This window comes from Sinorhizobium mexicanum (assembly GCF_013488225.1).
Taxonomy (GTDB): Bacteria; Pseudomonadota; Alphaproteobacteria; order Rhizobiales; family Rhizobiaceae; genus Sinorhizobium; species Sinorhizobium mexicanum.
On the sequence record NZ_CP041240.1, the window covers coordinates 347,165 to 371,233 of the forward strand.

The 24,069-nt window shown below is 59.9% G+C and carries 18 protein-coding genes; 12 read left to right on the top strand and 6 right to left on the bottom strand.

Annotated features, from left to right (window positions below):
* Positions 1-9: 9 nt before the first annotated feature.
* From FKV68_RS23720 to FKV68_RS23760, 9 genes are all read left to right on the top strand, one after another.
* Positions 10-1,119, top strand: a complete 1,110-nt coding sequence (locus tag FKV68_RS23720; RefSeq protein WP_180942051.1) for an electron transfer flavoprotein subunit alpha/FixB family protein — start codon at positions 10-12, stop codon at positions 1,117-1,119.
* Positions 1,120-1,130: 11 nt separating this feature from the next.
* Positions 1,131-2,438, top strand: coding sequence for an FAD-dependent oxidoreductase (locus FKV68_RS23725; RefSeq protein ID WP_180942052.1), 1,308 nt, complete (start codon positions 1,131-1,133; stop codon positions 2,436-2,438).
* A 12-nt stretch (positions 2,439-2,450) separates the two neighbouring features.
* Complete coding sequence (locus tag FKV68_RS23730) at positions 2,451-2,750, top strand: ferredoxin family protein (RefSeq protein WP_180942053.1); 300 nt, start codon at positions 2,451-2,453, stop codon at positions 2,748-2,750.
* A gap of 154 nt (positions 2,751-2,904) precedes the next feature.
* Positions 2,905-4,638, top strand: coding sequence for a nif-specific transcriptional activator NifA (gene nifA / locus FKV68_RS23735; RefSeq protein ID WP_180942054.1), 1,734 nt, complete (start codon positions 2,905-2,907; stop codon positions 4,636-4,638).
* Positions 4,639-4,873: 235 nt separating this feature from the next.
* Complete coding sequence (nifB, locus tag FKV68_RS23740; protein WP_180942055.1) at positions 4,874-6,355, top strand: nitrogenase cofactor biosynthesis protein NifB; 1,482 nt, start codon at positions 4,874-4,876, stop codon at positions 6,353-6,355.
* Positions 6,356-6,390: 35 nt separating this feature from the next.
* Positions 6,391-6,585, top strand: coding sequence for a 4Fe-4S binding protein (locus FKV68_RS23745; protein WP_180942056.1), 195 nt, complete (start codon positions 6,391-6,393; stop codon positions 6,583-6,585).
* A 92-nt stretch (positions 6,586-6,677) separates the two neighbouring features.
* Positions 6,678-6,980, top strand: coding sequence for a nitrogen fixation protein NifZ (locus FKV68_RS23750; protein ID WP_180942057.1), 303 nt, complete (start codon positions 6,678-6,680; stop codon positions 6,978-6,980).
* On the top strand, positions 6,977-7,189 hold the full coding sequence (gene nifT, locus FKV68_RS23755) for a putative nitrogen fixation protein NifT (RefSeq protein ID WP_180942058.1): 213 nt from the start codon (positions 6,977-6,979) through the stop codon (positions 7,187-7,189). The genes FKV68_RS23750 and nifT overlap by 4 nt, the downstream gene beginning before the upstream one ends.
* Before the next feature lie 36 nt (positions 7,190-7,225).
* Positions 7,226-8,101 (top strand): SIR2 family NAD-dependent protein deacylase, encoded by an 876-nt coding sequence (locus tag FKV68_RS23760; RefSeq protein ID WP_180942059.1) that lies wholly within the window; start codon positions 7,226-7,228, stop codon positions 8,099-8,101.
* A gap of 193 nt (positions 8,102-8,294) precedes the next feature.
* On the opposite strand, the gene nodD1 is transcribed toward FKV68_RS23760, so the two are convergent.
* Together nodD1 and FKV68_RS23770 are read right to left on the bottom strand one after the other, a co-directional pair.
* A complete protein-coding gene (gene nodD1, locus FKV68_RS23765) occupies positions 8,295-9,239 on the bottom strand; it encodes a transcriptional regulator NodD1 (protein ID WP_180942060.1) in 945 nt (314 codons plus the stop codon).
* Between the two features lie 420 nt (positions 9,240-9,659).
* Positions 9,660-9,878, bottom strand: coding sequence for a hypothetical protein (locus FKV68_RS23770; protein WP_180942061.1), 219 nt, complete (start codon positions 9,876-9,878; stop codon positions 9,660-9,662).
* A gap of 567 nt (positions 9,879-10,445) precedes the next feature.
* Between FKV68_RS23770 and FKV68_RS23775 the strand changes: the two genes are divergently transcribed.
* The 3 genes from FKV68_RS23775 to FKV68_RS23785 all read left to right on the top strand — a co-directional run bounded on the left by FKV68_RS23775 (position 10,446) and on the right by FKV68_RS23785 (position 12,827).
* Positions 10,446-10,907 (top strand): mobile mystery protein A, encoded by a 462-nt coding sequence (locus FKV68_RS23775; protein WP_180942062.1) that lies wholly within the window; start codon positions 10,446-10,448, stop codon positions 10,905-10,907.
* On the top strand, positions 10,904-11,509 hold the full coding sequence (locus FKV68_RS23780) for a mobile mystery protein B (RefSeq protein WP_180942063.1): 606 nt from the start codon (positions 10,904-10,906) through the stop codon (positions 11,507-11,509). Before FKV68_RS23775 ends, FKV68_RS23780 begins: the two co-directional genes overlap by 4 nt.
* Before the next feature lie 493 nt (positions 11,510-12,002).
* Complete coding sequence (locus tag FKV68_RS23785) at positions 12,003-12,827, top strand: hypothetical protein (protein ID WP_209647285.1); 825 nt, start codon at positions 12,003-12,005, stop codon at positions 12,825-12,827.
* Here FKV68_RS23785 and FKV68_RS23790 read toward each other — a convergent pair.
* The 4 genes from FKV68_RS23790 to FKV68_RS32950 all read right to left on the bottom strand — a co-directional run bounded on the left by FKV68_RS23790 (position 12,786) and on the right by FKV68_RS32950 (position 23,904).
* Positions 12,786-13,223, bottom strand: a complete 438-nt coding sequence (locus tag FKV68_RS23790) for a very short patch repair endonuclease (protein ID WP_342454813.1) — start codon at positions 13,221-13,223, stop codon at positions 12,786-12,788. The two genes, FKV68_RS23785 and FKV68_RS23790, sit on opposite strands and share 42 nt — an antisense overlap.
* On the bottom strand, positions 13,202-14,374 hold the full coding sequence (locus FKV68_RS23795; protein WP_180942066.1) for a DNA cytosine methyltransferase: 1,173 nt from the start codon (positions 14,372-14,374) through the stop codon (positions 13,202-13,204). Before FKV68_RS23795 ends, FKV68_RS23790 begins: the two co-directional genes overlap by 22 nt.
* Before the next feature lie 105 nt (positions 14,375-14,479).
* Entirely contained in the window at positions 14,480-20,596 is a 6,117-nt protein-coding gene (locus FKV68_RS23800) for a DEAD/DEAH box helicase (protein WP_180942067.1), read from the bottom strand.
* On the bottom strand, positions 20,593-23,904 hold the full coding sequence (locus tag FKV68_RS32950; RefSeq protein WP_342454814.1) for an STY4851/ECs_5259 family protein: 3,312 nt from the start codon (positions 23,902-23,904) through the stop codon (positions 20,593-20,595). Before FKV68_RS32950 ends, FKV68_RS23800 begins: the two co-directional genes overlap by 4 nt.
* Positions 23,905-24,069 lie beyond the last annotated feature (165 nt).

Genomic DNA, 24,069 nt, shown 5'->3' on the forward strand with positions numbered 1-24,069 from the left:
GGAGCAACGATGTTGAACACGAAGCAAGGCACCCCTCCTCCAGCCGCTGGCCGTGCCGGCATGAAGAAGGAACTGCCCGAGCATTTCAAGGACTACCGGCACGTTTGGGTCTTCATCGAGCTGGAGCGGGGCCAGGTCCATCCCGTCTCCTTCGAGCTGCTCGGCGAAGGCCGCAAGCTTGCTGACAAGCTGGGGGTCGAGCTTGCCGGCGTCGTTCTCGGACCGGCGGGAGAGGCCACCCTTTATGCCGTTGCCGAGGCCTTTGCTTACGGCGCCGATCTTGCCTACCTGGTCGAGGCGCCGCTCCTCGAAGACTACCGCAACGAGCCTTTCACCAAAGCAATCACGGACCTGGTCACGACATACAAACCGGAGATTCTGCTTCTCGGTGCGACCACGCTCGGCCGCGATCTTGCCGGTTCCGTTGCAACGACGTTGTTGACGGGGCTGACGGCCGACTGCACCGAGCTTGATGTGGATGCGGACGGCTCGCTCGCCGCGACCCGGCCGACCTTCGGCGGCTCTCTGCTATGCACAATCTACACCCTCAACTGCCGTCCGCAGATGGCAACAGTGCGGCCGAGGGTCATGGCCATGCCGCAGCGCGTGAACAAGCCGATCGGGCGTGTCATTCAGCATGAGGTCCCGATGGTAGAGGAAGAGATCGTTACCAAGGCCCTCGGCTTCCTGTCCGATGGCCAGTCGTCGAACGCCAATCTCGCCTATGCCGACGTCGTGGTTGCCGGAGGCCTTGGTCTCGGCGCGGCGGAGAACCTGAAGCTTGTAAAGAATCTCGCGCGGGCGATTGGGGCCGAGTATGGCTGTTCGCGCCCGCTGGTCCAGAAGGGCTGGATGCCGGCTGATCGGCAGATCGGCCAAACCGGCAAGACCATCCGGCCGAAGCTCTACATCGCGGCCGGGATCTCGGGCGCCATCCAGCACCGGGTTGGCGTCGGGGGAGCTGATCTCATAGTGGCGATCAACACCGACCGAAACGCGCCGATTTTCGATTTCGCTCACCTCGGCGTGGTGACCGATGCGATCCGCTTCCTGCCGTCTTTGACGGAAGTCTTCACCCATAGGCTGTCGCCGCACAGTCGCGATAAGCTTGCGAACTGAGGGGCATGACCATGACAGAAGAAAAGTTCGACGCCATAGTTATCGGGGCAGGTATGGCCGGCAACGCAGCCGCTTACACCATGGCGAGCCGCGGTTTGAAGGTGCTGCAGCTGGAGCGCGGCGAGTATCCGGGCTCCAAGAATGTCCAGGGCGCCATCATGTACTCAAATATGCTGGAGAAAATCATCCCGGACTTTCGGGACGATGCGCCTCTCGAGCGGCATCTGGTCGAGCAGCGCTTCTGGATGATGGACGACACATCCCACGTCGGGATGCAATACCGCTCGGATGACTTCAATGAGTCGAGGCCAAACCGCTATACGGTCATTCGCGCCCAGTTCGACAAGTGGTTTTCGCGCAAGGTGCGCGAGGCGGGAGCCACGGTTCTGTGCGAAACGACGGTGACCGAACTCGCCCGCGATGCAGATGGAAACGTGATCGGCGTTCACACCGACCGCATCGGCGACGTGATCCTGGCGGACGTGGTCGTTCTCGCAGAAGGGGTCAATGGGCTGCTCGGCACGCGGGCTGGCTTGCGTGAGACGCCGAAACCCGAAACCGTGGCGCTCGCAGTCAAGGAAATGCATTTCCTGCCCGAAGAGGTGATCGACCAGCGGTTCGGCCTCAAGGCCAACGAAGGCTGTGTGATCGAGGCCGCCGGTACGATCTCCCGTAGCATGGCCGGGCTCGCCTTCCTCTACACCAACAAAGAGTCGATCTCGATCGGCATCGGCTGTCTCGTCTCGGATTTCGCCGCGACAATGGAGAGCCCTTACGACCTGCTCGAAAACTTCAAGAACCATCCGTCGGTCCGGCCGCTGATCGCAGACTCGGAGGTCAAGGAATATGCCGCTCATCTCATTCCGGAAGGTGGTTACAAGGCAATCCCGCAACTCTTCGGCAATGGCTGGGTCGTCGCAGGCGACGCCGCGCAGCTCAACAACGCCGTGCACCGGGAGGGATCCAACCTCGCCATGACGTCCGGGCGCCTCGCCGGTGAGGCCATCTTGCAGGTCAAGAAACGCGGGGATCCAATGGTCAAGGAGAACCTCGCCCTCTACAAGTCGAAGCTGGACAAGTCGTTCGTCATAAAAGATTTGCGGAAATACAAGGACATGCCCGCCCTGCTCCACACCAACTCCCGCAATTTCTTCACGACATATCCGCAATTGCTGTCGCAGGCTGCACAGAACTTCATGCGTGTCGACAGCACCCCGAAGCTCGACAAGGAACGGGCGACTACGGCGGCCTTCGTCAAGGAGCGCTCGCGCTGGGGGCTCGTTAGTGACGCAGTCCGCTTGGCATTCGCCTGGCGCTGAAGGAGAGATGAGATGACGATCGCAGTCACCAACTTGCGCGTAGAGGAAAAGCTTTACCAAAATCGCTATGTGGTCGATTCAGGACGCCCGCACATTAAAGTACGACCACACCAGTCGCCGAGCGCGAAGCTGTACGCCCTCACAAGCGTCTGCCCGGCCAAATGCTATGAGTTGAATGACAACGGCCAAGTGGAGATCACCGCCGACGGGTGCATGGAGTGCGGCACATGCCGAGTCCTTTGCGAGGCAAGTGGTGAGATCGAGTGGAATTACCCGCGAGGCGGCTTCGGTGTCCTCTTCAAGTTCGGATGACTAGCTCGCAGGCCCTCCCGCGAGTGTCGCAAGCAGCATTGGATTTTTCAGGTTGTCGAAAATGTGCACAATAGGGCTTTGGAATCATATGCTTCCAGAGTTCAGAAGAAAAAAGGCGCTTGGAGGAGCACCTGACAACCCCTGAGGAGTTCACATGCTGCACGATCGGTTCGACGAAGGAAGGCGGTCTGATTCATCCATTAAAACCAAGACGGATATCTCCGTCAGCGGAATTTACCAGATATCGAAAGTCCTCACCGCCCCCACCCGGCTGGAGATCACGCTCACCAATGTCGTGAACATCCTCTCCTCGATGCTCGAACTGCGTCACGGAGCAATCGTCGTCCTGGACGAAGAAAACGAGCCAGAAATTGTCGCGACTGCCGGCGTCACGCCCTCACCTCAATCCGGCCGTGGCCGAGTTATACCGCAGGCCGCGATAGACGAGATCGTGGCTACGGGGGCGCCGGTCGTCATACAGGATGCTAGCAAATCGGAGCTCTTCCGGGCGCAACTTCAGACGGCTTCGAACGGCGGCACCATCTCTGGTCGCTTTATTGGGGTCCCGGTAAGGGCCGAGCGCAGGATCCTTGGAACGCTATCGGTCGTCCGCGCCAGGGGCGACGCCACTAGCTTGCCCTATGACGAAGACGTACGCTTTCTCACAATGGTCGCCAACCTTGTCGGCCAGACAATCTGGCTCCATCGCACTTTTGGCATGGACGGTCAGCAGCTTATGGAGGAGCAACGCAGACACGACAAATCCCCAGACGACGAGAGGAACGACACCGGCGGGCGTCTGCCTGCCAAAATCGACTGGATCGTCGGGGAGAGTCCCGCTGTCAAGCAGGTGCTCGCAACCGTCTCGGCCGTGGCGCCGACGAATACCACCGTACTTCTGCGGGGCGAAAGCGGCACCGGCAAGGAATTCTTCGCACAGGCCATCCATGAGCTTTCACCTCGGAAGAAGAAACCTTTCGTAAGACTGAACTGCGCCGCACTGCCTGAAGGCGTTCTGGAATCAGAGCTGTTTGGGCATGAAAAGGGCGCCTTCACGGGGGCTATCTCGCAACGCGCGGGCCGTTTCGAACTGGCAAATGGCGGAACCCTATTGCTTGATGAGATCGGCGAGATCTCGCCTGCATTTCAGGCCAAGCTGTTGCGCGTCTTGCAGGAAGGTGAACTGGAGCGGGTTGGCGGCACCAGAACGCTAAGGGTCGACGTGCGGCTCATATGCGCCACCAACAGGGACCTCGAGACAGCCGTCGCCAATGGAGAGTTCAGGGCTGATCTTTATTACCGCATCAATGTGGTGCCAATTGTCTTGCCGCCGCTCAGAGAGCGACCCGGCGATATTTCGCGCCTTGCAAAGGCTTTCCTCAAACGATTCAACAAGGAGAACGGCCGCGAACTCGCCTTCGCGCCGTCGGCGATTGACCTGGTCTCGCGATGCCGATTCCCCGGGAACGTCCGTGAGCTTGAAAACTGCGTGCGAAGAACGGCAACACTCGCACAATCCAAGACGATCGTTCAGTCGGATTTCGCCTGCCAGAACAGCCAGTGCCTCTCTTCGCTACTGTGGAAGGGAGCCGACGGTTCAAACGGCGGCAATGCCACCGATGACCTCGCCAGGGGAATGCCGGCTGGATCGCCGCTCACAGTCAGGCGTGTCTGCGGCTCAGAGAGCGAGGCGTCCTCTAACGCCTGTGACCCGAACGATCCTGCTTGCCCCGCAATGGGTGCACGTCTGACCGAGCGCGAACGGCTGATCGACGCGATGGAGAAGTCCGGCTGGGTTCAGGCCAAGGCGGCTCGCGTCCTTGGCCTCACCCCGCGTCAGGTCGGTTATGCTCTACGCCGGCATCAAATCGAGATAAAGAAGTTCTAAGCCTGCTGGTGACGTCGATCGTCAGGCCAAACTTGCCCCGCCTCCCCTCGTGTGCTTGAGGCGCGCTGCCTTTTAAACCCTTGTCTGCCCACAGTCGGAAACCTTACAAAACCTTGTCGGCGAGAAAATGAATGGAATCGGACAAAAAAAGCTAACCGATTGAAGGGAATAGCGCTTCTCGTTGGCATGGCTCTTGCGTTTTGTAACGCGACGTTATGCAGCAACGGAGCCTTCAATGTCCTCACCGATGATTTCGCTTAAAAGCCTGACCAGCACGACAACAATGAATCAGCTGCTGGCGACCGCGAAGTCCGGTGCTTGCGCATCCTCATCCTGCGGTTCGCCCGCAAAGCCGGAGGACGTGGACTCTGCTACCTGGGAGAAGATCAAGGACCATCCCTGCTATTCAGAAGAAGCGCACCACTATTTCGCACGCATGCACGTCGCGGTCGCCCCAGCCTGCAATATCCAGTGTAACTACTGCAATCGTAAATATGACTGCGCCAATGAAAGCCGGCCCGGGGTCGTCTCGGAAAGGCTGACGCCGGACCAAGCGCTGCGAAAGGTCATTGCGGTCGCCAATGAAGTCCCGCAGCTTTCCGTGCTCGGCATCGCCGGACCGGGCGATGGCTGTTATGACTGGAAGAAGACAAAGGCGACATTTGAACGCGTCGCGAGCGAAATCCCCGACATCAAGCTGTGCCTTTCGACCAACGGTCTGGCGCTGCCCGACCATGTCGACGAGCTTGCGGACATGAACGTTGATCACGTGACGATCACCATCAACATGGTCGATCCGGAAATCGGTGCGAAAATATATCCCTGGATTTTTCATGACCACCGCCGCTTTACCGGACTTGAAGCCGCCAAGATCCTGCACGAGCGGCAGATGTTGGGTCTGGAAATGCTCACCGCGCGCGGCATCCTCACCAAGATCAATTCGGTGATGATCCCCGGGGTAAACGACGAGCACCTGGTCGAGGTGAACAAATGGGTCAAGGAACGCGGCGCGTTCCTGCACAACGTGATGCCACTGATTTCCGACCCGGTGCATGGAACCTATTACGGCCTGACCGGGCAGCGCGGCCCGCGGGCGGTCGAACTGAAGACGCTTCAAGATCGCCTCGATGGCGGCGCCAGGTTGATGCGTCATTGCCGGCAGTGCCGGGCCGATGCGGTCGGCCTGCTGGGCGAGGATCGTGGCCAGGAATTCACCCTGGACCGGATTCCCGGCGAGGTGCGCTACGACGCCAGCAAGCGCGAGACCTATCGGGAGGTGGTCGCGCGCGAGCGAGGTGATCACGTGACGGCCAAGAGCGAGGCGATCGGGATGGTCAAGGCGGCAGGCTCCAGCGGATTACTCCTCGTTGCCGTAGCCACCAAAGGCGGCGGCCGTATCAACGAACATTTCGGCCATGCGAAGGAATTCCAGGTTTATGAAGCCTCGGCCATCGGGATCAACCTCGTCGGGCATCGCAAGGTCGAGCAGTATTGCCGCGGCGGCTGGGGCGAGGAGTCCACCCTCGATGACGTCATCGCTGCGCTCGAAGGTATAGATATCCTGTTGTGCGCCAAAATCGGAGATTGCCCTAAGGATCAGCTCACGGAGGCTGGAGTCCGTGTAACGGACGACTATGGCTATGACTACATTGAGACGGCCGTCAGCGCGCTTTACGCCGCCGAATTTGGGCTCGAACCACTGGCGGCCACGGCCTGACCCCCCCGTCATTCCATCAAAACCAGGAGCTGAAAATGGCCTTCCGGATCATCGCATCCCAATGCACCCAATGCGGTGCCTGTGAGTTCGAATGTCCCTCCGGCGCGATCAAGTTCAAGGGAGAGGCCTACGTGATCGATCCGGAAAAGTGCACCGAATGCAAGGGAGAATTCGAATTGCAGCAATGTGCCTCCGTATGTCCAGTGCCAAAGACCTGCATTCCTGCCTGATCTCCAGGCGATTTACCGACCAGTCACGGTGTCCTCCGGAGGACCGTCGGGTTCCTTTTGACTTCATACGGCCGAGGAATGGAGGAAAGGCCATGGGCCTTCAACGCGAACAGGAAGTGGAAATCCGCAAGCCGCCCCGATTCACACCCGGTGAGCGGGTCCGTGCTACACGCCACATCAAGAATGACGGCACCTATCCCGGCAAAAATATCGGCGAAAACCTGGTGCGGAAGGGCGACGAGGGTTATGTGCGCGACATCGGTACCTTTCTCCAGCAGTTCTACGTCTATGCCGTCGAGTGGGTCGATCGCGGCACCGTTGTCGGCATGCGCGCGCGTGAACTGACGAGCCTCCAGAAAACTGTCACTGTCCTCAACGAAGGGATAGCCAAATGAAGATAATGATCCGCAGAACCAGCGCCGGCTTGTCGGCCTATGTTCCGAAGAAGGATCTCGAAGAGCCAATTATCAAGGTCGAGAAGGAAGATCTATGGGGTGGAGCTGTAACGCTCAAGAACGGCTGGCGCATCGCCCTGCCCGACCTGCCCCGGGATACGCCTCTTCCGATCACCGTCGAGGCCAAGAGGATTTTCGACAAGGACTGATGCTGCGGATAGCAGTCAAGCGGCGAGAGAAAACACATGAACACGATCCTGACCTCGGACCGTCTCGTGATTTTTCGAAACTTTGATGCCGAAAGGCGACTTGACCTGTTGAAGGAAGTGCTCGCCACCGATGGGATCGTTCCCTATCTCGGTCCGGGTCTCCTGCGGCTCAGCTCCGCGCAACCGACTATACCGCACACACCGGAGGCAGTCGCCGCGGCACTTAACTTGCGTGCCACAGCTCCTTCCAGGATACGCACCAACATGTGGTCGGTCGCGCAATTCATAGAACAGCGCCGGCATCGCCGTACGCTTCAAGCCTGGATGGCCGAGATCTTCGCAGCACCAGTGTCGCCGACCATGCTCCACGCCTGGTTCGCAACCCTACCGCTCTCCCTCATCATCGATAGCTGGTACGATGGGACGATGCGCGCGGCCCTTGCAGAGACCGGTCGAACGGACGTGGTTGAGATACAAGGCATCACGCGGGCGAACGAATTCGGCGACATTTGGACAAAATCCTACGATCTTTCAGGGACGGAACTCGAACTCGGACGAGCGGCAAGGACGGTTCTCTATACGCCTCACGGCAGCGTTAGGCCGGCCGCAAACTTCCTCGTCTCAGATTCCGACTATGTCGAAGTTCTGACAGAAATCGATATCCAGACGCCAATCCCTGAGGTGGTGCAGGACCGGCGCACCAACCGGGGTCTGTTTTTCGTCGGCTGCCGCTTCGACGACCAGATGCTGCGCACCTACGCCCGACAGATCATGAAGCGCTCCCACGGCCCACGAATTGCGGTGATCGATGCGGCAACGCTGACCAAAAACGAACGCCGTTTCCTTGCAGCAAACGCGATCACGCTGATCGACATGCCGATCGCCGAAGCCGTGGCTCGGCTTGCCGGATGAGGCAGGGCAGCAGATGGGGGCAAGGATCGTTCAGCCTCGGTCGATCCGGCTACCTGTTGCCAATCGGAAAATCTGTTGAGAGTCGGGCAGTCCCGCGCATCGGGCGACGTCGCAGGCGCACTTGCAGCAAGCATCCATGTCTACGACAGGCTGTTGATGCAAAGGCTGGTCTAGGTGCGAGACCCGCGTAAGTTCAGGAACGCCTGGGACGTCCCTTGGCCCGTCGTGGAGAAATTATGCGGGACGCCTCCTGAAATAACACCTCGCGCATCCAGAGGCTTGCCTGATCGCTATTATGAAGGGCAGGCCATTGGACGGCTTGGGTGAACGTGGGGAGTGGCAGCGGAAGTTCGACGATCCGCAGGGGTATTGTTTTTGCGAAATACTTCACCAGCCGTAAGGGCATGGTCGCTATACGGTCGGTGCCTGATAGCATGGATGGAATCATGCTGAATCCCTGTACGACGACCTCAATATGTCTCTTGAAGCCGTGCTCGAGCAGATACCATTCCTCGATCGAAGGCGTTCGGGTATTCCCGAATTTGACCGCCACGTGCCCCATCGACATGTATTCCTCGAGTGTAAGTCGCTCTGATAACTGCTTGTTCGAGCGGCAGCCTACACACACGAGTGTCTCGTCGAACAGTCTTGCTCTCGGATGCGTGCGCGACATGAACAATTCCGGAAAAATCAAAAAATCGGCGTCACCGCGCCGGAGGCTGTCATCGTAGTTGTCCGCAAGAGGCAGTAATTCGAAGCTGACGGCGGGAGCCTCCCGCGCAGCGCGCTCCACCACCTTTTCGAAAAAGACGAGTGCGGCGTAATCCGAAAGGATGATCCTGAAGCGGCGATCCGATTGAGCCGGGCAAAACGGATCCCAGGAAATGATGGAGATTTGAATGTGTAGCAGCGCCTCGCGGACTGCGGGCGCGAGCCGTTCCGCGCGCGGGGTTGGAACTAATTCGCGGCCTATCATGGTAAAGAGGTCGTCGTGGAAATAGGTGCGCAACCTGGCGACGGCCGCGCTCATGGCCGGCTGGCTCAGGTTGATGCTGCGTGCCGCCGCCGTGAGGTTACGCTCGGCCATCAGGGCATCGAGCGCGACGAGGAGATTTAGATCAAGGCCCTTGAACCGCATGTCTTCATCTATCCATGGGGAGGTGGCGAGGAAGGGTGACAAGGCTTGTGCAGTACGAGCCCCGAGACATCGGGCAGAGGCTTATCTTCATCGCAGCATACCTGCTTCAGACAAGGACTCCGCTTTAAGCAAGAGTAATAGAGGGTCATGAGCACGACCGAACCGACTGCATGGAAGAAATGGACAGGTGACGTTAAAGCCGGCTGCAGGGCGGCTTTGATTTTAGTTGATGGCTGCTACCTACTCGCCAGACGCCGGGTGGAACCGCCGATCTGATCAACCGCCTCCGCCTGAGGCGGCATATCGCCTTAGACCATGCAAGTGACGTCGGGGCTCCCACCAGTTCGAGTTGGTCAAGCGCAAGCGCGATTTCGGGCTTCCACTTCCAACGAGGAGGGAAGCAGATTGAGCTGCGGTAGGTCACCAGTGCTTCAGCCTCCGCGTAACCTTCTCACTCTCCTCAAGGTCCGCCACGCTGAAATGATGGGAAAAAACGCCGCCGCCAGTAGCCGAGGTCAAATGACAACCACCGCCGAAGCGCTTCACGCCTGGATCGGCTTTCATGGAACCATCCGACGTGCAGACATCGGACGTGAGTACATTCTGGTAATGCGCAATGACAACGGTGAGCTTCGCCATCTTACTCCTGCAGCTTCTCTAAAATCGTGCCTGGTTCGCCTCCTCCGACCGGTCATGGCCGGAGGACCTGATTGAGGACGGAGCGGATTGCAATCCACGGCCATCCAGCGCCGGAATCATACGCGACTATAAGGTCTGGTCGCGCGGACGGGCCTCAGTGCCCAAGCTTCGTCAATGCAGCATTACGCGAGATCGGTAAAATCGATTGTATGGATGGAATCCATTCGCGCTATGGATGCTTAAATACATACGTTCCAAGGAAGAGCGGCGACGCCAATGCCCGCAGAGGCCTAGGAAGATTTTCCAATCTCGTGAAAGCATGGAGCGCTGAGACTGGATACCCGGGCCGGGAACGTCGCCGACTCGCGGATTGCCGCCGCTATTCTGAACTTCACGTTGCGTAGTTCGATGCGCAAGCGATTGGTTGATTTTCAAAGAGCTTACATCAGCCCATAGGCTGATTCCCTGTCCCGCTTGTCAATTTATAGGCTGAATACTTCGTATTGAAATTCAGTCTATAGACTGATACAGTTGCGACTGTAATCAAGTTATAGCCTGAGAAGACCCATGAAGAGCGATACTCGCAAGAGAGCCCGGCTGCGCCTCGACGAAAGGCTTCAGACGCTACAGCCCATTGATCGGTTCAGGGCGCCCCCGAAGGGATGGGTGCGCGCTCTGCGCGACGCTCTCGGCATGACAGGCGCGCAGCTCGGCGCACGCATCGGCGTTCGGCCCCAAACCATCGAATCGATCGAGAAGTCAGAAGCAGCAGGGACGATACAGCTCAACACACTGCGCCGGGCCGCCGAGGCTCTAGATTGCACACTTGTCTACGCCCTCGTTCCAAACAGCTCGCTCGAAGCTGTCGTCGAGGCTCGGGCACGCAAGATCGCGATACGCGAGCTTCAGCGCGTTGCGCACACGATGCGGTTGGAGGCTCAGGGCACGGATAATGCAGATTTCGAAGCTCGCGTCCAAGCGTACATTCGCGACAAGCTCTCTGAACGCGATCTCTGGAACGAAACATGACGGATCTCTTCCAAGAGCCTGATGACGCAACACCGCTTGAGCCGCACGAGCGAGAGGGCCTGCTTCAGACCTGGATCACCCACCGCAGCGACCTCAACGAGGCCGAGCAGGAAAACATCGTTGAGGGTGCGGCCTGGGCACGCGGCCGCCGGCGTTTGCGCCTTGAGCAGATACTCACTGAAGACTTCATGCGGACACTCCACAAACGAATGTTCGGGGACGTTTGGCGACGGGCCGGTACGTTCCGGACGACGGAGCGCAACATCGGTATTCAGGCCTACCGCATCGGAATGGAGCTCGCGAGTCTATCGAGTCTATTGAGTGATATCCGCTATTGGGTCGAGCATGGGACCTTTCCGCCGGATGAGATCGCGATCCGATTCCACCATCGGCTGGTCGCGATTCACGCATTTCCGAACGGAAACGGTCGTCATGCGCGACTGGCGGCTGATCTTCTGATTGAGCGCCTTGGCGGCGAGCCTTTCAGTTGGGGCGGCGGCAGTCTGGCCGACGTCGGCGAACTGCGCGCACGTTACGTCGCCGCACTACGCGCAGCGGACGATCATCACATCGGGCCGCTGCTGGAATTCGCGCGCAGCTAAGTGCAGAGACCTTCATTTCGCTGCGGCGCAAACCGGCAACCGAACTCCGGCATGGCTGTAGCTGTAGTAGGCGGTCGGTATAGGCATGCTCATGCATGGAGCATCTGTTTCGGAGTTCCGGACGATACATTATGCGATCCCTTGAGCACAGAATGGGAACATCGGCTGACGCAAATTCGTTGTGAGCCAAGCGCGAGGGTCACGTGAGCACACGCGTGCAGGGTTGGCGGTATGACCGGAACGGCTTACGCAGGAACCGCGTGAACTTTGTGCTACGGCCATTGCACTCGCCGCTGTTGCGCTTATCGAATGCATGTTTCGACCAACGCTTTGCGGAACGGTGTTCCTTCGCGGAGTTCCACCTTGCCGCGCAATGACGCGTTTTGTAGTGTCACACTACAGATTCTGACTGAGTCGAAGAGAACGGTCCCATAAAGGTTGGTCTCGCGCAAGATTTGGGAACGAGAAAGCCAGTATGCACGGACCAGAGATTTTGACGAGAACCTTATCCTCGACAACCCGTCGTGACCGGTTTGGCAACCTCTGGCAGTATCATTCCAGAAGCGACCATCATTCCAAGGTCGCCTGCTGGGGAGTCATCTTCGATCTTCTTGCAACCACCCCGCTGCTGCGACGTCACGTCGAAGCTGGCGTCGTTTGTTTCGGCATCAATCATGAGATGCGAGATTTCGTTCACGATCGCAAGAAGAACCTCGATCTCGTCCTCTGTACACCGAGCGGAGCCGCTACCAGCGATTCGTTGGCGAGCATCGCGTCCGACTATGACATTCAGCTGAACGATGCCGAACGCGCCATTCTAGACAATCTTCCGAGGCTCATTCGTGCTCCGGTCGGTTCGGTAGTCATGGCGCTGGAAGCGAAGGCATGCATGACCGCACATCAGCGCGCGCTACCACGACTCTACGATGAATTGAATTCCTCGCACCTCACTGTACATGGGGCCAGTGAACAGGCGATCGCCGTCGGCTTCACGATGGTGAACATCGGCGAAACCTATCTCAGCCCCGATCTCAACAAGAAGAATCGGGCTACCGAGCCGGAGTGGAGCCGGCACAAGCAACCGAGAGACGCGCAGCTCGCCATCGATAAGATCAAGCAGTTGCCTCGCCGCTCGAAAGTCGGGGACGTTGGGTATGATGCACTCTCGATAGTCGTGATCGACATGCCGAACGATGGAAAGCCTGTAAAGCTAATCAAGGCTGCGCCCGCACCCCAGCAGGGCGACATCTATCATTACGATACGATGATTGCGCGGCTATCTGGGATCTATGCGACGCGCTTCAAGGATCTTGCCTAGTTTCGAACGAATCCGCCCTTTCTTGCATTCCCAGACGACGATCACATGATAGCCGCTTCGCCTCAAACTCCTGATGGCCTGGGCATCCCTTCGGCGGTTGTCGCGGAACTTCCTCGTCCAGAAGTCCGTGTTCGTCTTGGGAACCGTCGCCTTCCGGCACCCCGTGTGGTGATGCCAAAAGCAGCCATTCACGAAAATGGCCCAGTGACGCGATCGATTGGCAAAATCTGGGCTGCCGGCGAGCTGCTTGACGTTCTTACGGTACCGTAGTCCCTTCTCACGAAGCACCCCGGCGACCACCGTCTCGATCTGCGTGCCCTTTTGCCTGACACCAGCCATGCGAGCCGAAGTGATCGGGTCCGGTCGGGATGCTGTCATTCCGCGGCCACCGCGCATCCGCTCTCCTTCTGGCTCTCAAAGGCCTCCATGCGCGCCAGGTGGCCGCGAAGGCGATCCTGGAAACCATCGGCAAATCGCAGGGTCGCTCGTTCGGTTCTGGAGAGAAAGCCGCGCGTGGCACGTGCCGACAGAGGTTTGCCGTAATACTGAAGGAACTTGACGAGAGCCGGACGCGCTTCCCACTGCGGATAAGCATTGATGGATACGGAGTACCGGCGCTCTCCATCGAAACGGGCGGCCTTGGGCCACCTGCCATCCGGTGGGAGTTTGCCATCTCTATGGACGTCGTAGAGCGACGGAGATGCCAAGCATCCGCCCAGCCATTTGGCGACGGGAACCGAAACCGCATTACCGACGAGAGACCATCGCAACGAGGGACGGCCGACTTGCTCCGCCGGTTTGGTCCAATCCTCCGGAAAGCCTTGAAACCGCTCTGCGTCGCGAATGTCCGGTGTGATGACGCCCCCTGTCGGAAGAAGTATGGCCGGCGGGGAAGCGATACCCACGGTCGATCCGTTCTTCAACGTCGGGATCGCATCGGGAGCCCACCCGAGTCCGCGAACACCCTCGGTCCAGTAAAAACCATGCGCACGGGCGTCGAGATCGGTGGCCGCCAACTGGGGCTCGGCCTCGTCCGCCAGAACCACCGAAGCGGGATCGACGTCGGTCGTCGTGGCGACGAAAAGCACGCGCTCGCGGCGTTGGGGGAGAAACGAAAGGCTGTTGACGACCCGATAAGCCCAGCGATAGCCACGCTCCTCGAACGCCTCGATGAGGATGCGCATCGCACGCCCTCTATCCAGTTGCAGCATGAACGAGACGTTCTCGAGCACGACCCAGGGCACTCGACGCTGATCGAGCAGTCGAAAAACCTGCCCGACAAGGCCGGAACGAGCCCCCTCGATGCCAGCCGTCAGCCCCGCCTGGCTGAGGTCCTGGCACGGAAAACCAGCCACGAGCACTTCGACCTCGCCTGGCAACGCCTTGATGTCACGAACGTCGCGTTCACAAGGCACATCTGGAATCCGAGACGCAAGAACCGCGCGCGCCGGCTCCCAAATCTCGCAAAGCATGCTCGTTTCATGGCCGGCTGCGGCGAGCCCACTTTCCAACCCGCCGACGCCTGCGAACAACCCTGCGATCTTCACGCTCGACCTTCCCTCATGACTTGCCGATCATACCGCTGCCGCCGATGAATCGATTACAACGACCGGCTATACCCATTGCCAAAGTTCCGATTTTGTTCTCGATTGTCAACCCAATCTAGATGCAAAGAAGGTCCCGTCCGGTCCATTTTCCACGATGAACGGCACCTCGATTGCTTGAAGCTGCTGACCGACCGGAGCCAAGGGATCGAACGTGATCGCACCGTCAGTTCGCCACGAACCAACCCCTTGGTCGAAGAAGACGGTGACGGAACCCTTGGAAGTCCGAAAATCGAGCCGCCGACGATGCGGAATTTCACGGTGGAGGACGAGCTTTGCCGCGGGGGCAACCCGCCCCAGCAGATGTTGAAACACCACGTTGCGCTCGGCGACGTCCGGCCAGTCATCCTTCAGGGTTTTGCCCACGCGAGGCCGCCGATTGTCTCGGCGCTGTTCGAGCGTCTCGACCGTCAGCAGCGTGTTCCCATCTGCGAAGCCGGCGAACAGCTCGGCGACGAGTCGCACGACCAAAGGGCTGAACAGATACCGGTCGGCATATCGGAGCTCGATGCATGGCGCCGAAAGCACCTCCGCGAGCGCCTCGCTCCGTGTCATCATGAGTGCCTTCAGGCGCTGGCCGAATCCCGTTGCCGGACCGTCAAGCTCGGCACCGACTTCGAATATCGTCTCTCGCACGCGCTCCACGAGCAAGGAACGAGAATCGATCGGCGTGACGGAAGCTGGCCTTCGAGCGGGAGTTCCGCGCACGATAGGCGCAGACGAGGTGCTCGCCCAGTTTGGACCGATCTGATAAGCACTGGGCCCGAGCGACCGCCATGCCGTCACGTGATCACCGCTCGTCACGAAAGCAAGTATGTTGGCGTCGCTTTCGGTCAGGGGACGCAGTACTGCCCGCGCCCGTTCGATCCACAGCGCGATGCGCCGCCGGATCACCGGATCGGCCTCGTTCAGTACATTCGGATCCACAGCGACCGTAACGACGCGACCGCGGGCGCCCCACCGCTCGATGACCGGTGTCATCGACCAAGCATCGAAATCCCAGTCAGCCGGGTCGCCGTGGAGAGCGACCGTCAGCTCGGCCGCGGGATCGCTGGCCATACGCTCGTTCAATGCGAGGGACAATGATGTCGGCTCGTATGAGGAGGACGCTCCGAAGAGTCGATGTTCTTCGGGAAGCACGAGACGGGCGAGCGTCGTCGTCAAGAGCGCATGGGCGGTCGCCCTATCGGTCGCCTCGACGGAATGCTGCGCATCAGGGGCCAGCACGCAGCGGGGACATGCTCTGACCGCGTCGGGATCGCCACAGCGACCTGCCGAAGTGCAGTCCAGGAAGGCTCGCGCCTCGCCCAGCAGCGTGACCGGATCGCGGGCGATGGAAGTCGAGAATCCAGCGCCACCGCTCGCACGGTCGAAGATCACTGCGCTCCAATTGTTGGTCCCGTTCACACTCGGCGCTTCGGGCGCGGCGAAACCCATTTCGTCAGCATCGATGCCGAGCCGCTTGGCGACCGCTTCACGTAAGGCGAGCGCTATCGTCAGCGCGACGTCACGGGAACGGCACTCGTAAAGCTGTATTTCGCAGAGGTCGGTGCGAATCTCATGGCCCAGCATCAACCTGCGGGCGACAGCAAATGGTGCAAATTCCGGCGCGCCGCTGCAGGTCTCCCGGTCGATTGCGAGCGGCGCGCCCCTCAGGGGCCGGTGGCCAGCCAGGCCAGTTCCTCCCACCTGGTCTATTTCTGCCTCGGCACGACCGCAGTGTAGGCAGACTGCATAACCGTGGCCATGTTCCCCAGGATTGAACCAGAAAACCGTGCCGTCGGAACTTGCTCTGACGCGTCCCACCGCCGGGTCTGGAAAAGCTCGCCACGGAGCTTCCCGCGTCGAGACCCAGGGATCGACGACGGAGCCGCCACCGAGCTCAGCGGGGTCGTCGTGGACCTTGAACCGAACGTCGACCGAAAATCCCGCCGGGCTGATATAGCGAAGCGATTTCAGGTTGTTCGCCCCACACTCGGCGCACGGGCTCTGCTCGAGTGCCGAGGGCTTGGACGAGAGCGCACCGCAGCTGTTGCAAGACCACATGGTCCTCAAGCTCTGGACTTCGCGAAGGCCCGCCTCAGACACGGGGCGCTGCCAATTGAGCGTTATTCCGGCGGATTCCCGGACGACACCGTCGACGACGATGCCGCGCCCAGGAGCATATTCGTAAATGCCGATCTCGCGGGAGCGAGACGGATAGCCGCGTCCGAAGTTCTGCTCCTTCGGCTCGCCGTCCTCCGCTCTCGCCCGGTCCATTGCAGCCTTTTCACTCGCAGTCTCGGTGACGAACTGAACCACATCCGTCGGAAAGCCGTAGGACGGCAAGAAGCCTCTTCCTGCGAGCTCACCTAGCAGGTACCCCCTCTCAAGGCGACGACGCTGCAGTTCGCGAGCCCGATTGACTGCAGAGAGCTCCACGTCTCCGGAGCTGCCGGTCCCGCTCGCGGGTTCCAGCGCCTCCCATTCCGCCTGGATCTCGTTAGCGATGCGATCCATTCGATCGCGCAGTGCTTCTATGAGATCCCAACCCGGCGAAACGGGGGTACCCGCCAAGACCGTTGCCAATTCAGTCATCAGTGCATCGTCGGTTGGGACCCCGTCCAACCAAGCCGTGAAGGCGGTTGCAGGGGAAGCGCCCGTGTCCTCACTCGCCTCGGCCACAAGCGCGAAGAAGGTGCCATTCGTGAGTTTGTGCAACTCCGAACCGAGTCCAGTCAGGAAACGCGCGAGCAAAAGCGCAGCAGCGTGGCGCGTGGCAATCGTCGGGCTGTCGAGGCTGACTTGCGGCGTGCGGACTTGGCGCTTGAGATAGTCGGCGGGGTTGGCGATCGTCATTCGGTCGAGTGGACGGTCCTTGCATAGCGTGAGCCCGACTGCAATCGGCTGACGCTGGCGCCCCGCACGCCCGACACGTTGACGGTAGTTTGCGATCTCAGGCGGTGCGTTGGTATTCAGCACGGCTTCGATACTCCCGATATCGACGCCCATCTCCATGGTCGTCGAGCATCCCAGGACGTTGATCTTTCCTTCCTTGAACGCCTTTTCATACTTTCGGAGCGTCGTGCTTGCCTGCTGGGCGGAATGTTCGGCTGCCCGAAGCCAGGGCGAGAACTTGGCGGCGCGATCTTGCTGATCTCCCCACATGCCTGCCCCGCGCAAACCGACCACGGAGGCGTCGGCCTCCAGCCACGCATCCAATTCGTCTTCGCTCACCTCACTCCCATCGGATCGGCGCCGCCATGAAAATGGCAGGCGCGGGAGCGAAATCTTCGCAGCAACGGGATGAACACCGTCGTCGTCGTACGGGCTCAATCCTCTCAATGTAGTATCGAGGATGCGTCGGGTCGTCGGGCACCAAAGAGCCTCGTCCACCTTCGAGACGTTCAAATCTCCGAGCTTGAAACGAAAACCATTGCCCGATGCGACCATGAAGCGTCTCAGGACCCGCCAAGCCTCGTCTAGAACCTCGCCCACTTTGTCTTTGTCGGCCTGATCGTCGGGATCGAGTTGCAGGGCTTGGAAAAGCAAACGTACGACGCGCGTCAGGCGGCGACCATAGGGATTGGGCCAGAACCGTACGTACCGGCTCGAACTGTCGCCCGGAGCCCACGGCTTGACCTCGATGTGACTCTGGCGTCGGTCGATCCAGTTGAGCCACCAACGCGGAAAATCGAGCGCGACGTTCGTGCGAAGAAAATGCGTCACGAGCAAACGGAGCAAATCGCGCCAGTCATCCTCGCTCAGGCCGAGCGCTCGTGCCGGAGCCGGAACTACCACCGGCGAACGGTCGATGCCGGGGAGCTCGAAGCGAAATAGCCCGAGCGTTTCCGCGGAATTCGCGCGTACCGGTCGCCGCATTGCCTCTCGGTAGAGAAGAAACTCAGCGAGAGTTTCACTATCGTCAAAACGATCGTCGCGATTGGACGTGGTCCAGAGAACCCTCAAGAAGTGGTCGACGGTCGTGTGCCTTGCGAGTCGCTGTACCAGCTCTCGCCACGGTTTTGCCGCACCGCCCAACAACCGTGAGCGCTCTGCCTCCAGATCGGTCGCCAACTGCGCGAACGTTGGATCGTCTGGGAAACTTCGGAGCTTTGCTATCTTTGCGTCGATCGCTGCTAGTTGCTCGGCGTCGACTGGCGGCGCCTCTTGGACGAAATGATAAATGAACCCCCGAATGAAGGTGCGTTCGGACGCAATTTGGACGTTCGCTGCATGACGTGCGGTCCCTTGCCGCGCATCGGTAAACGTAATGAGGCGGCGGCCGTCGAAAGGCAGTGGCTCGGCGGAACCGGGTTCGGGTGAGAGGTCCGCGAGGAACCCAGGCGTGATCTGGGCCATCAGGAACGGGGCGCCGGCCACGACGGGCCGCATCGCGCCGCGTCGGGGATCGACGCGATCCGGTGCCTTCCTGCAGTTTGGGCAGCACAAAATGTCGTCGCTCGCCGCAAACGTCAGTGAAGTCCCCTCGTCGGCATCACAAAGGCCGCTCTCGACTTCGACACAGAGGATTGGCGTCCCTGCCCTTGGAGGAAGACTAAGATATCGACGAGAGAGAACGGTTGGGGCGACGACTTGAGCGGTCGCTTCATTCTCATCGTCGTCGTCTGAATCAGTCGTGCCCTCACGTTCCAGAGTCTGCTCGAATTCATCCTCATCATTACCTTCGCTCCACGCGGCAATGCGCCCGCCACCATCGAATTCTTCGGCTCGCAGAGCGCCATCACCGCAATGCGTGCAGCAAACCCATTCGAGAACGATCGAATTACAGTGCGGACAATGCTCGCGTGCATCAGTGAAGATGGCACCATATGGCCAATCCGACCCGTCTTCGCGTGGCGGGCTGCCGGGACATTCCGGATTGACGCATGTCCACAACCCCGACACCGTACGGTGAAAAAGGTGTATTCGGCTCGGAAGGATCGCGTCACCGCCACTAGCCGCTATCGCCGGGTCAGCATGGGGATCACGCGCCCTCGCAGTTTGGACGAGCATTTGCGTCGCATTCTGGCGATGCCCCATCAGTTTGGAAGCGCAAGCCTTCCATTCGCCCCATGAGTATATTTTGCCCGAACGAAGCTCCTCGCGTGCTGATCGAAGCACTGCCGACTGGGCAAGCATGCGCCCGCTCTCAAGCGGATCGAGCGTCGCCAATGAAGGCGGGGCAAACGAGCGTCCCTCGAAATGGCTCGGCGCTGGAGGAAGAGGGGCACGATGCCCCTCGACGACGTGGATCGCTTCGTCCGGCGCGCCGGAAAGTTCGCGCAGGAAGCGATGGAGGTCTTCCCTGCCCCGCTCTCCTCCAATCGTAGCGGAGGTAGCAACATAACGGATTTGGTCCGGTGTCCGACCGAATGCCAAGGCCACCCGTCGAAGCAGCAGCGCAATCTCGGCTGCTTGCGCACCCATGTACGAGTGCGCCTCATCCAGCACGATGAAATCCAGCTTGCCTTGAGAGGCTGCCAAGATTGGCGCGTCGTTCTGTCGAATGAGCATGTATTCGAGCATCGTGGCGTTGGTCACGAGAACCGGCGGCGGCGAGGCGCGAAGTGCAGCTCGATCGCCAACGCGCCAAGGCTTCCGCGCGCGCGTGTCGGCGCGCGCCGCGTTCGGCGTTTCGCCGTTATAGAGGCAATATCTCAATGCCCCACCAAAGGGCTCGAACCATTTTTCGAGTCGCTCTTCCTGGCTGCTGATGAGTGCGTTCAGCGGATAGAGCATCAGGGCACGCACGCCCTTGAGCGGGCGGCGTCCACCATCGGACAAGCGAACGAGCCTATCGAGGATGGGCACGAGGAAGCATTCGGTCTTTCCCGACCCGGTGCCGCTCGATACGATTACCGACCGAGGCCGATCGGCAACCAGATGCTCCCAAGCCAGCGCCTGATGAGCATATGGAGGAAACGAGACCGACCGAAGCACATCGATCGTGCGCGGATCCAGAAGGCCGGGTTTCAGACCAGACCAGCCGCCCGGAAGTGGAAGCCAGGGAAAAGCCCCCTCAATGAATGGCTCGGCGATGAGCGACTCGGGCGCTCCGGCTGGAGCTCCCCACTGCTCCCGTAGATATCGGGCCAGCGTGCGCGACTTCGGCCGCAACATCCCGATCACGGCTTCTGCCGCCTGTTTTGGCAGTCGCTCGATCATTCGGTCGAAATCTATCATCGTCTCCCCTCACCGCTGCCAGCGAAGCCACGAAGGACTTCGTCGATTCCCATAGGCACGATCGCTTCGAAATACTCTGGATCATAGAGCCACGCGTCTCGGCACCGCCGGAGTTCCTTTTCGTCGAGCGTAAAGCGCCCACACGCGTGGTCGACGATTGCGAACGGCGCCGCTATCACGTGCGCAAAGGAAGAATCATAAGGATCCGACTGTGATCGATATGCCGCCAGGCATTTCGGCCCGAGCAGTTGCTGGGGCGGAGGGTCGGCATCGTCGTGGCTGCCTCTCAGCCGGTCGATCTCGCTGCGTTTGCTCACATTGCGGCGTATTTGAAGAAAGTGAACCGCCGCACCATCGATCGCCTTTCCTTCGCGCGCCATTTCGGCCGCGACGTGCGTCAAGAAGACCGCCTTGGCATGCCCCGCCAATTCGGGCCGGAGGTTCACGATTTCACTTAGCGCGGACAATACGTTGCGATAGACAACGTCACCGCCGATCCCGATCTCCGCCAGTCGTGAGCGTACATCCTCGATGCGCGCGGAGAAGGCACTCAACCAGCCTTCTATGGTCGTCGACGCCCAAATGAACGGGAGGTCGCGTTGAAGATCAAGGAGCGCAGCACGTTCCTCGAGAGACTCACAGAACGCAAGCAACCAGGTGGCAACGCGCGCCGAACGATCGAGTGCCTTTAGCGCATCCACCGAGGAAATCGGGAGCCCCTCACGCCGAGCGAGTACGAGCAATTCGATTAGGGTGCGACGATCGCGTGGAGGGATTTGATCCGGATTCGAGTATGCCTGAGCGAATGCCGTTGCACGTGCGCTGGCTGAATCCGTGCGGATGGCACGCTCGAGAAGGGTTTCTTCGCTAGAAGGTACTCCGCTGAGCGCCGGCACGATCCTCGGGCGTATCCTTGCGCCGTTGCTTCTTCGGCCATAGACCAGCCAAGGGCCAGCGGGAAGCTTCTCACTCAACTCCTTGCCCATGTCCGCTTGGCCCACTGGCGCAGTCACGGAAGCTACGCCGGCTGCAGGATGGCAGATCGCGATCGAACGGAGATCTAGCCGGTGGCCGGTCGCGAGCGCGGAGAACGCATTTGGCGCGGGTGGGTTGAAGGGGTCAACGTCTTCGGCGTACCACCGCACCTCCGCGATGTTTTCAGTTGCGCCAGTCGCGGACAGAACGATCCGCGCGTCCAGACTCTCGGAGCTGCCGAGCAAGTGCGTCATGGCGTCGGTGAAGGCCGACAGAGGAACCTCGCCAGAAATGGAGCGGGCAATGGTCAGTCGTGGAGTGTCTCTTGCCTGAAGTTCCATGCACAACGAAGTCGGGCGCATGGCGAGAATGCGAAAGCCCTTCAACCCGTCAACGCAAAGGATCGAGTGTGGCTTCACGAGTGCGTCATCCGCGTCGATCAGGCGCAGATCGGATCTTGGATCGCTCAATGTGAGTGCCAGTTCCGCGTTCCAACGCGGTCTTAGCTCAATTATTGGCTTTCCGCTCGGGGCGCCGAGCATTACCAGCGCCTCATCGCCTTCTAATTTTACGTCTAGGTTCGTTGCCCCTCGGGCCGCAAGAAGTCCTGCTTCGAGGCCGCTGATCCGCAGCTGTCTTCGCCCGCGATCGAATGCAATGTTGAATGCTTTCGGAACGATCGCGGCATCGACGGCATATTGAAGCTCGCCGTTTTCAATTACCGCCAGATCGACGTCTCCCCAGGGTTTACCGCTATCGATTGGTTGCCACCTCCCCCTCCCACGCGGTCGCCAATGAATCGTATGACGCCTCGGTGCCGAGAGATGCCCGTTCCGTTCGATCCAAATTTGTGGAACACCGAGAAATACTGACTCGCGCACGTTGCGCATCAAGTCTCCGACGAGCACGGCCCTCGCGTCGGCGTCATCATCCGCCATCGTTCGCCAGGTCCATCGGGCTCCCTCCAGCGTCAACTGGGCCGTGCCGCTGAAGCTGACGACACGACGGTTGGATCGCTTGCAGAGGCCAAGATCACTGTAGCTGTCCGAGAACGAGAGCGCGTGAAAATGCTCCTCGCGCACAGCGAGCGCGAGCGCCGGCCTGGTCGTTCGGACGGGGGACGTACCAAGCACACGGAGAGTAACTGGCTTCTCGTGCGCGTCGTGCTGCTCGATCTGGAGCGCTACGACTGGGGCATGCAGAGCCTCGCCCCCGGTGGCGACAAATTCGCCGATGGCAGTGCTTCCGGCTTGTGCGGCGAGCCGCGCCTCTTCCTCGAGAGCGAGCGGCGCATCAAACTTGGCAACGAACGCCCGCAACTCATGAACCGAAGTACCTTCCTTTTCAAAAGTTTCAATGGCGGCGACGGCCGCAAGGTCCTCGCAGTACGGAGGGCGCGGAACCACTCTGACGCGGCGGCCTTGCAGAATGGTGTCCGAGATGCTCGGCGGCAGTCGCCTCAGATCCACCCGACCGGACAAGCCGAGTGATGCTCTAGCGATCCATTCGTCGCCGCTATGAGTAAGATGGCGAGTGATGTCGAGAGCAGCGCTGCCGTCCTCTCGAACTCGCACGATCTCCTCGACCATGGCTCGAATGTCATCGCCTTCGATTTCGAAGGGGAGATCCAGGCGCCAACTAGGGTTGCTCTGGTCCAGATAGTCGACGGGGTCGCCTCTAACCTCCTTCGAAGGCAATGATGCGCGAATTTCGACGATCTTCTCACAGAGTTCGGTCGCGGGATCGAACAGTGCCTGAGCCAGTCGATCCGAAACACGCCACGCTTCTGCGCCGACAGCATCTCGCATCGAGAACCCTCTTTCGGCGCACAGGACCGAATTCTTCAGCCATGACGAGATCCGGGGATCCTCGCGAACCGAGGCTAGCGGAAATCCCGCCTCGCGTACGATCGAAAGTAGCCGTTCGCCCCCACTCGGCACGGGTCGACGCCAGACGCGCAGACCCATGCTCACGAAGTTCTCGACGTCCCGATACCGCACCCCTGCATGAGGACCATACTCGAAACCGATCGATCGTAGCGGCCGGATCCAGTCCCAGTGGCCACCGCTGCGCTCACGCCTAAACCATTCCGCAATATACGATATGACCAGCGCGGCGCCGGAGCTGTCGTTGATCGCCGACGGACCGTATCGCCACAGCATCGTGGCGATGCTGTCATATTCCGACCGCGCGAACCGGTAAGCGTAAAGTGGCCTGCCATCGGGCTCCGCAAGACCCCGCGACTGCAATAGCGATCGAAATGCGTACCTCAGTTCCGTTGGCGCGCCCAAGTCCACCTCCACGCGCAGTCTATTCGTACCGCACTTCTGCACCGTAAGACGCTATTGGGCAGCACAATCGGTTACAACTCGGTTGACGCCGACTCAACAATTTGTTGTATGTTTAGTCGTCGTACGGACATAACCAGCAATACAACTCGCCCTCGCGCTTGGCGCGGGGAAAAACCAAAAAGCGAGCACATCACACGTAAGCTAGGC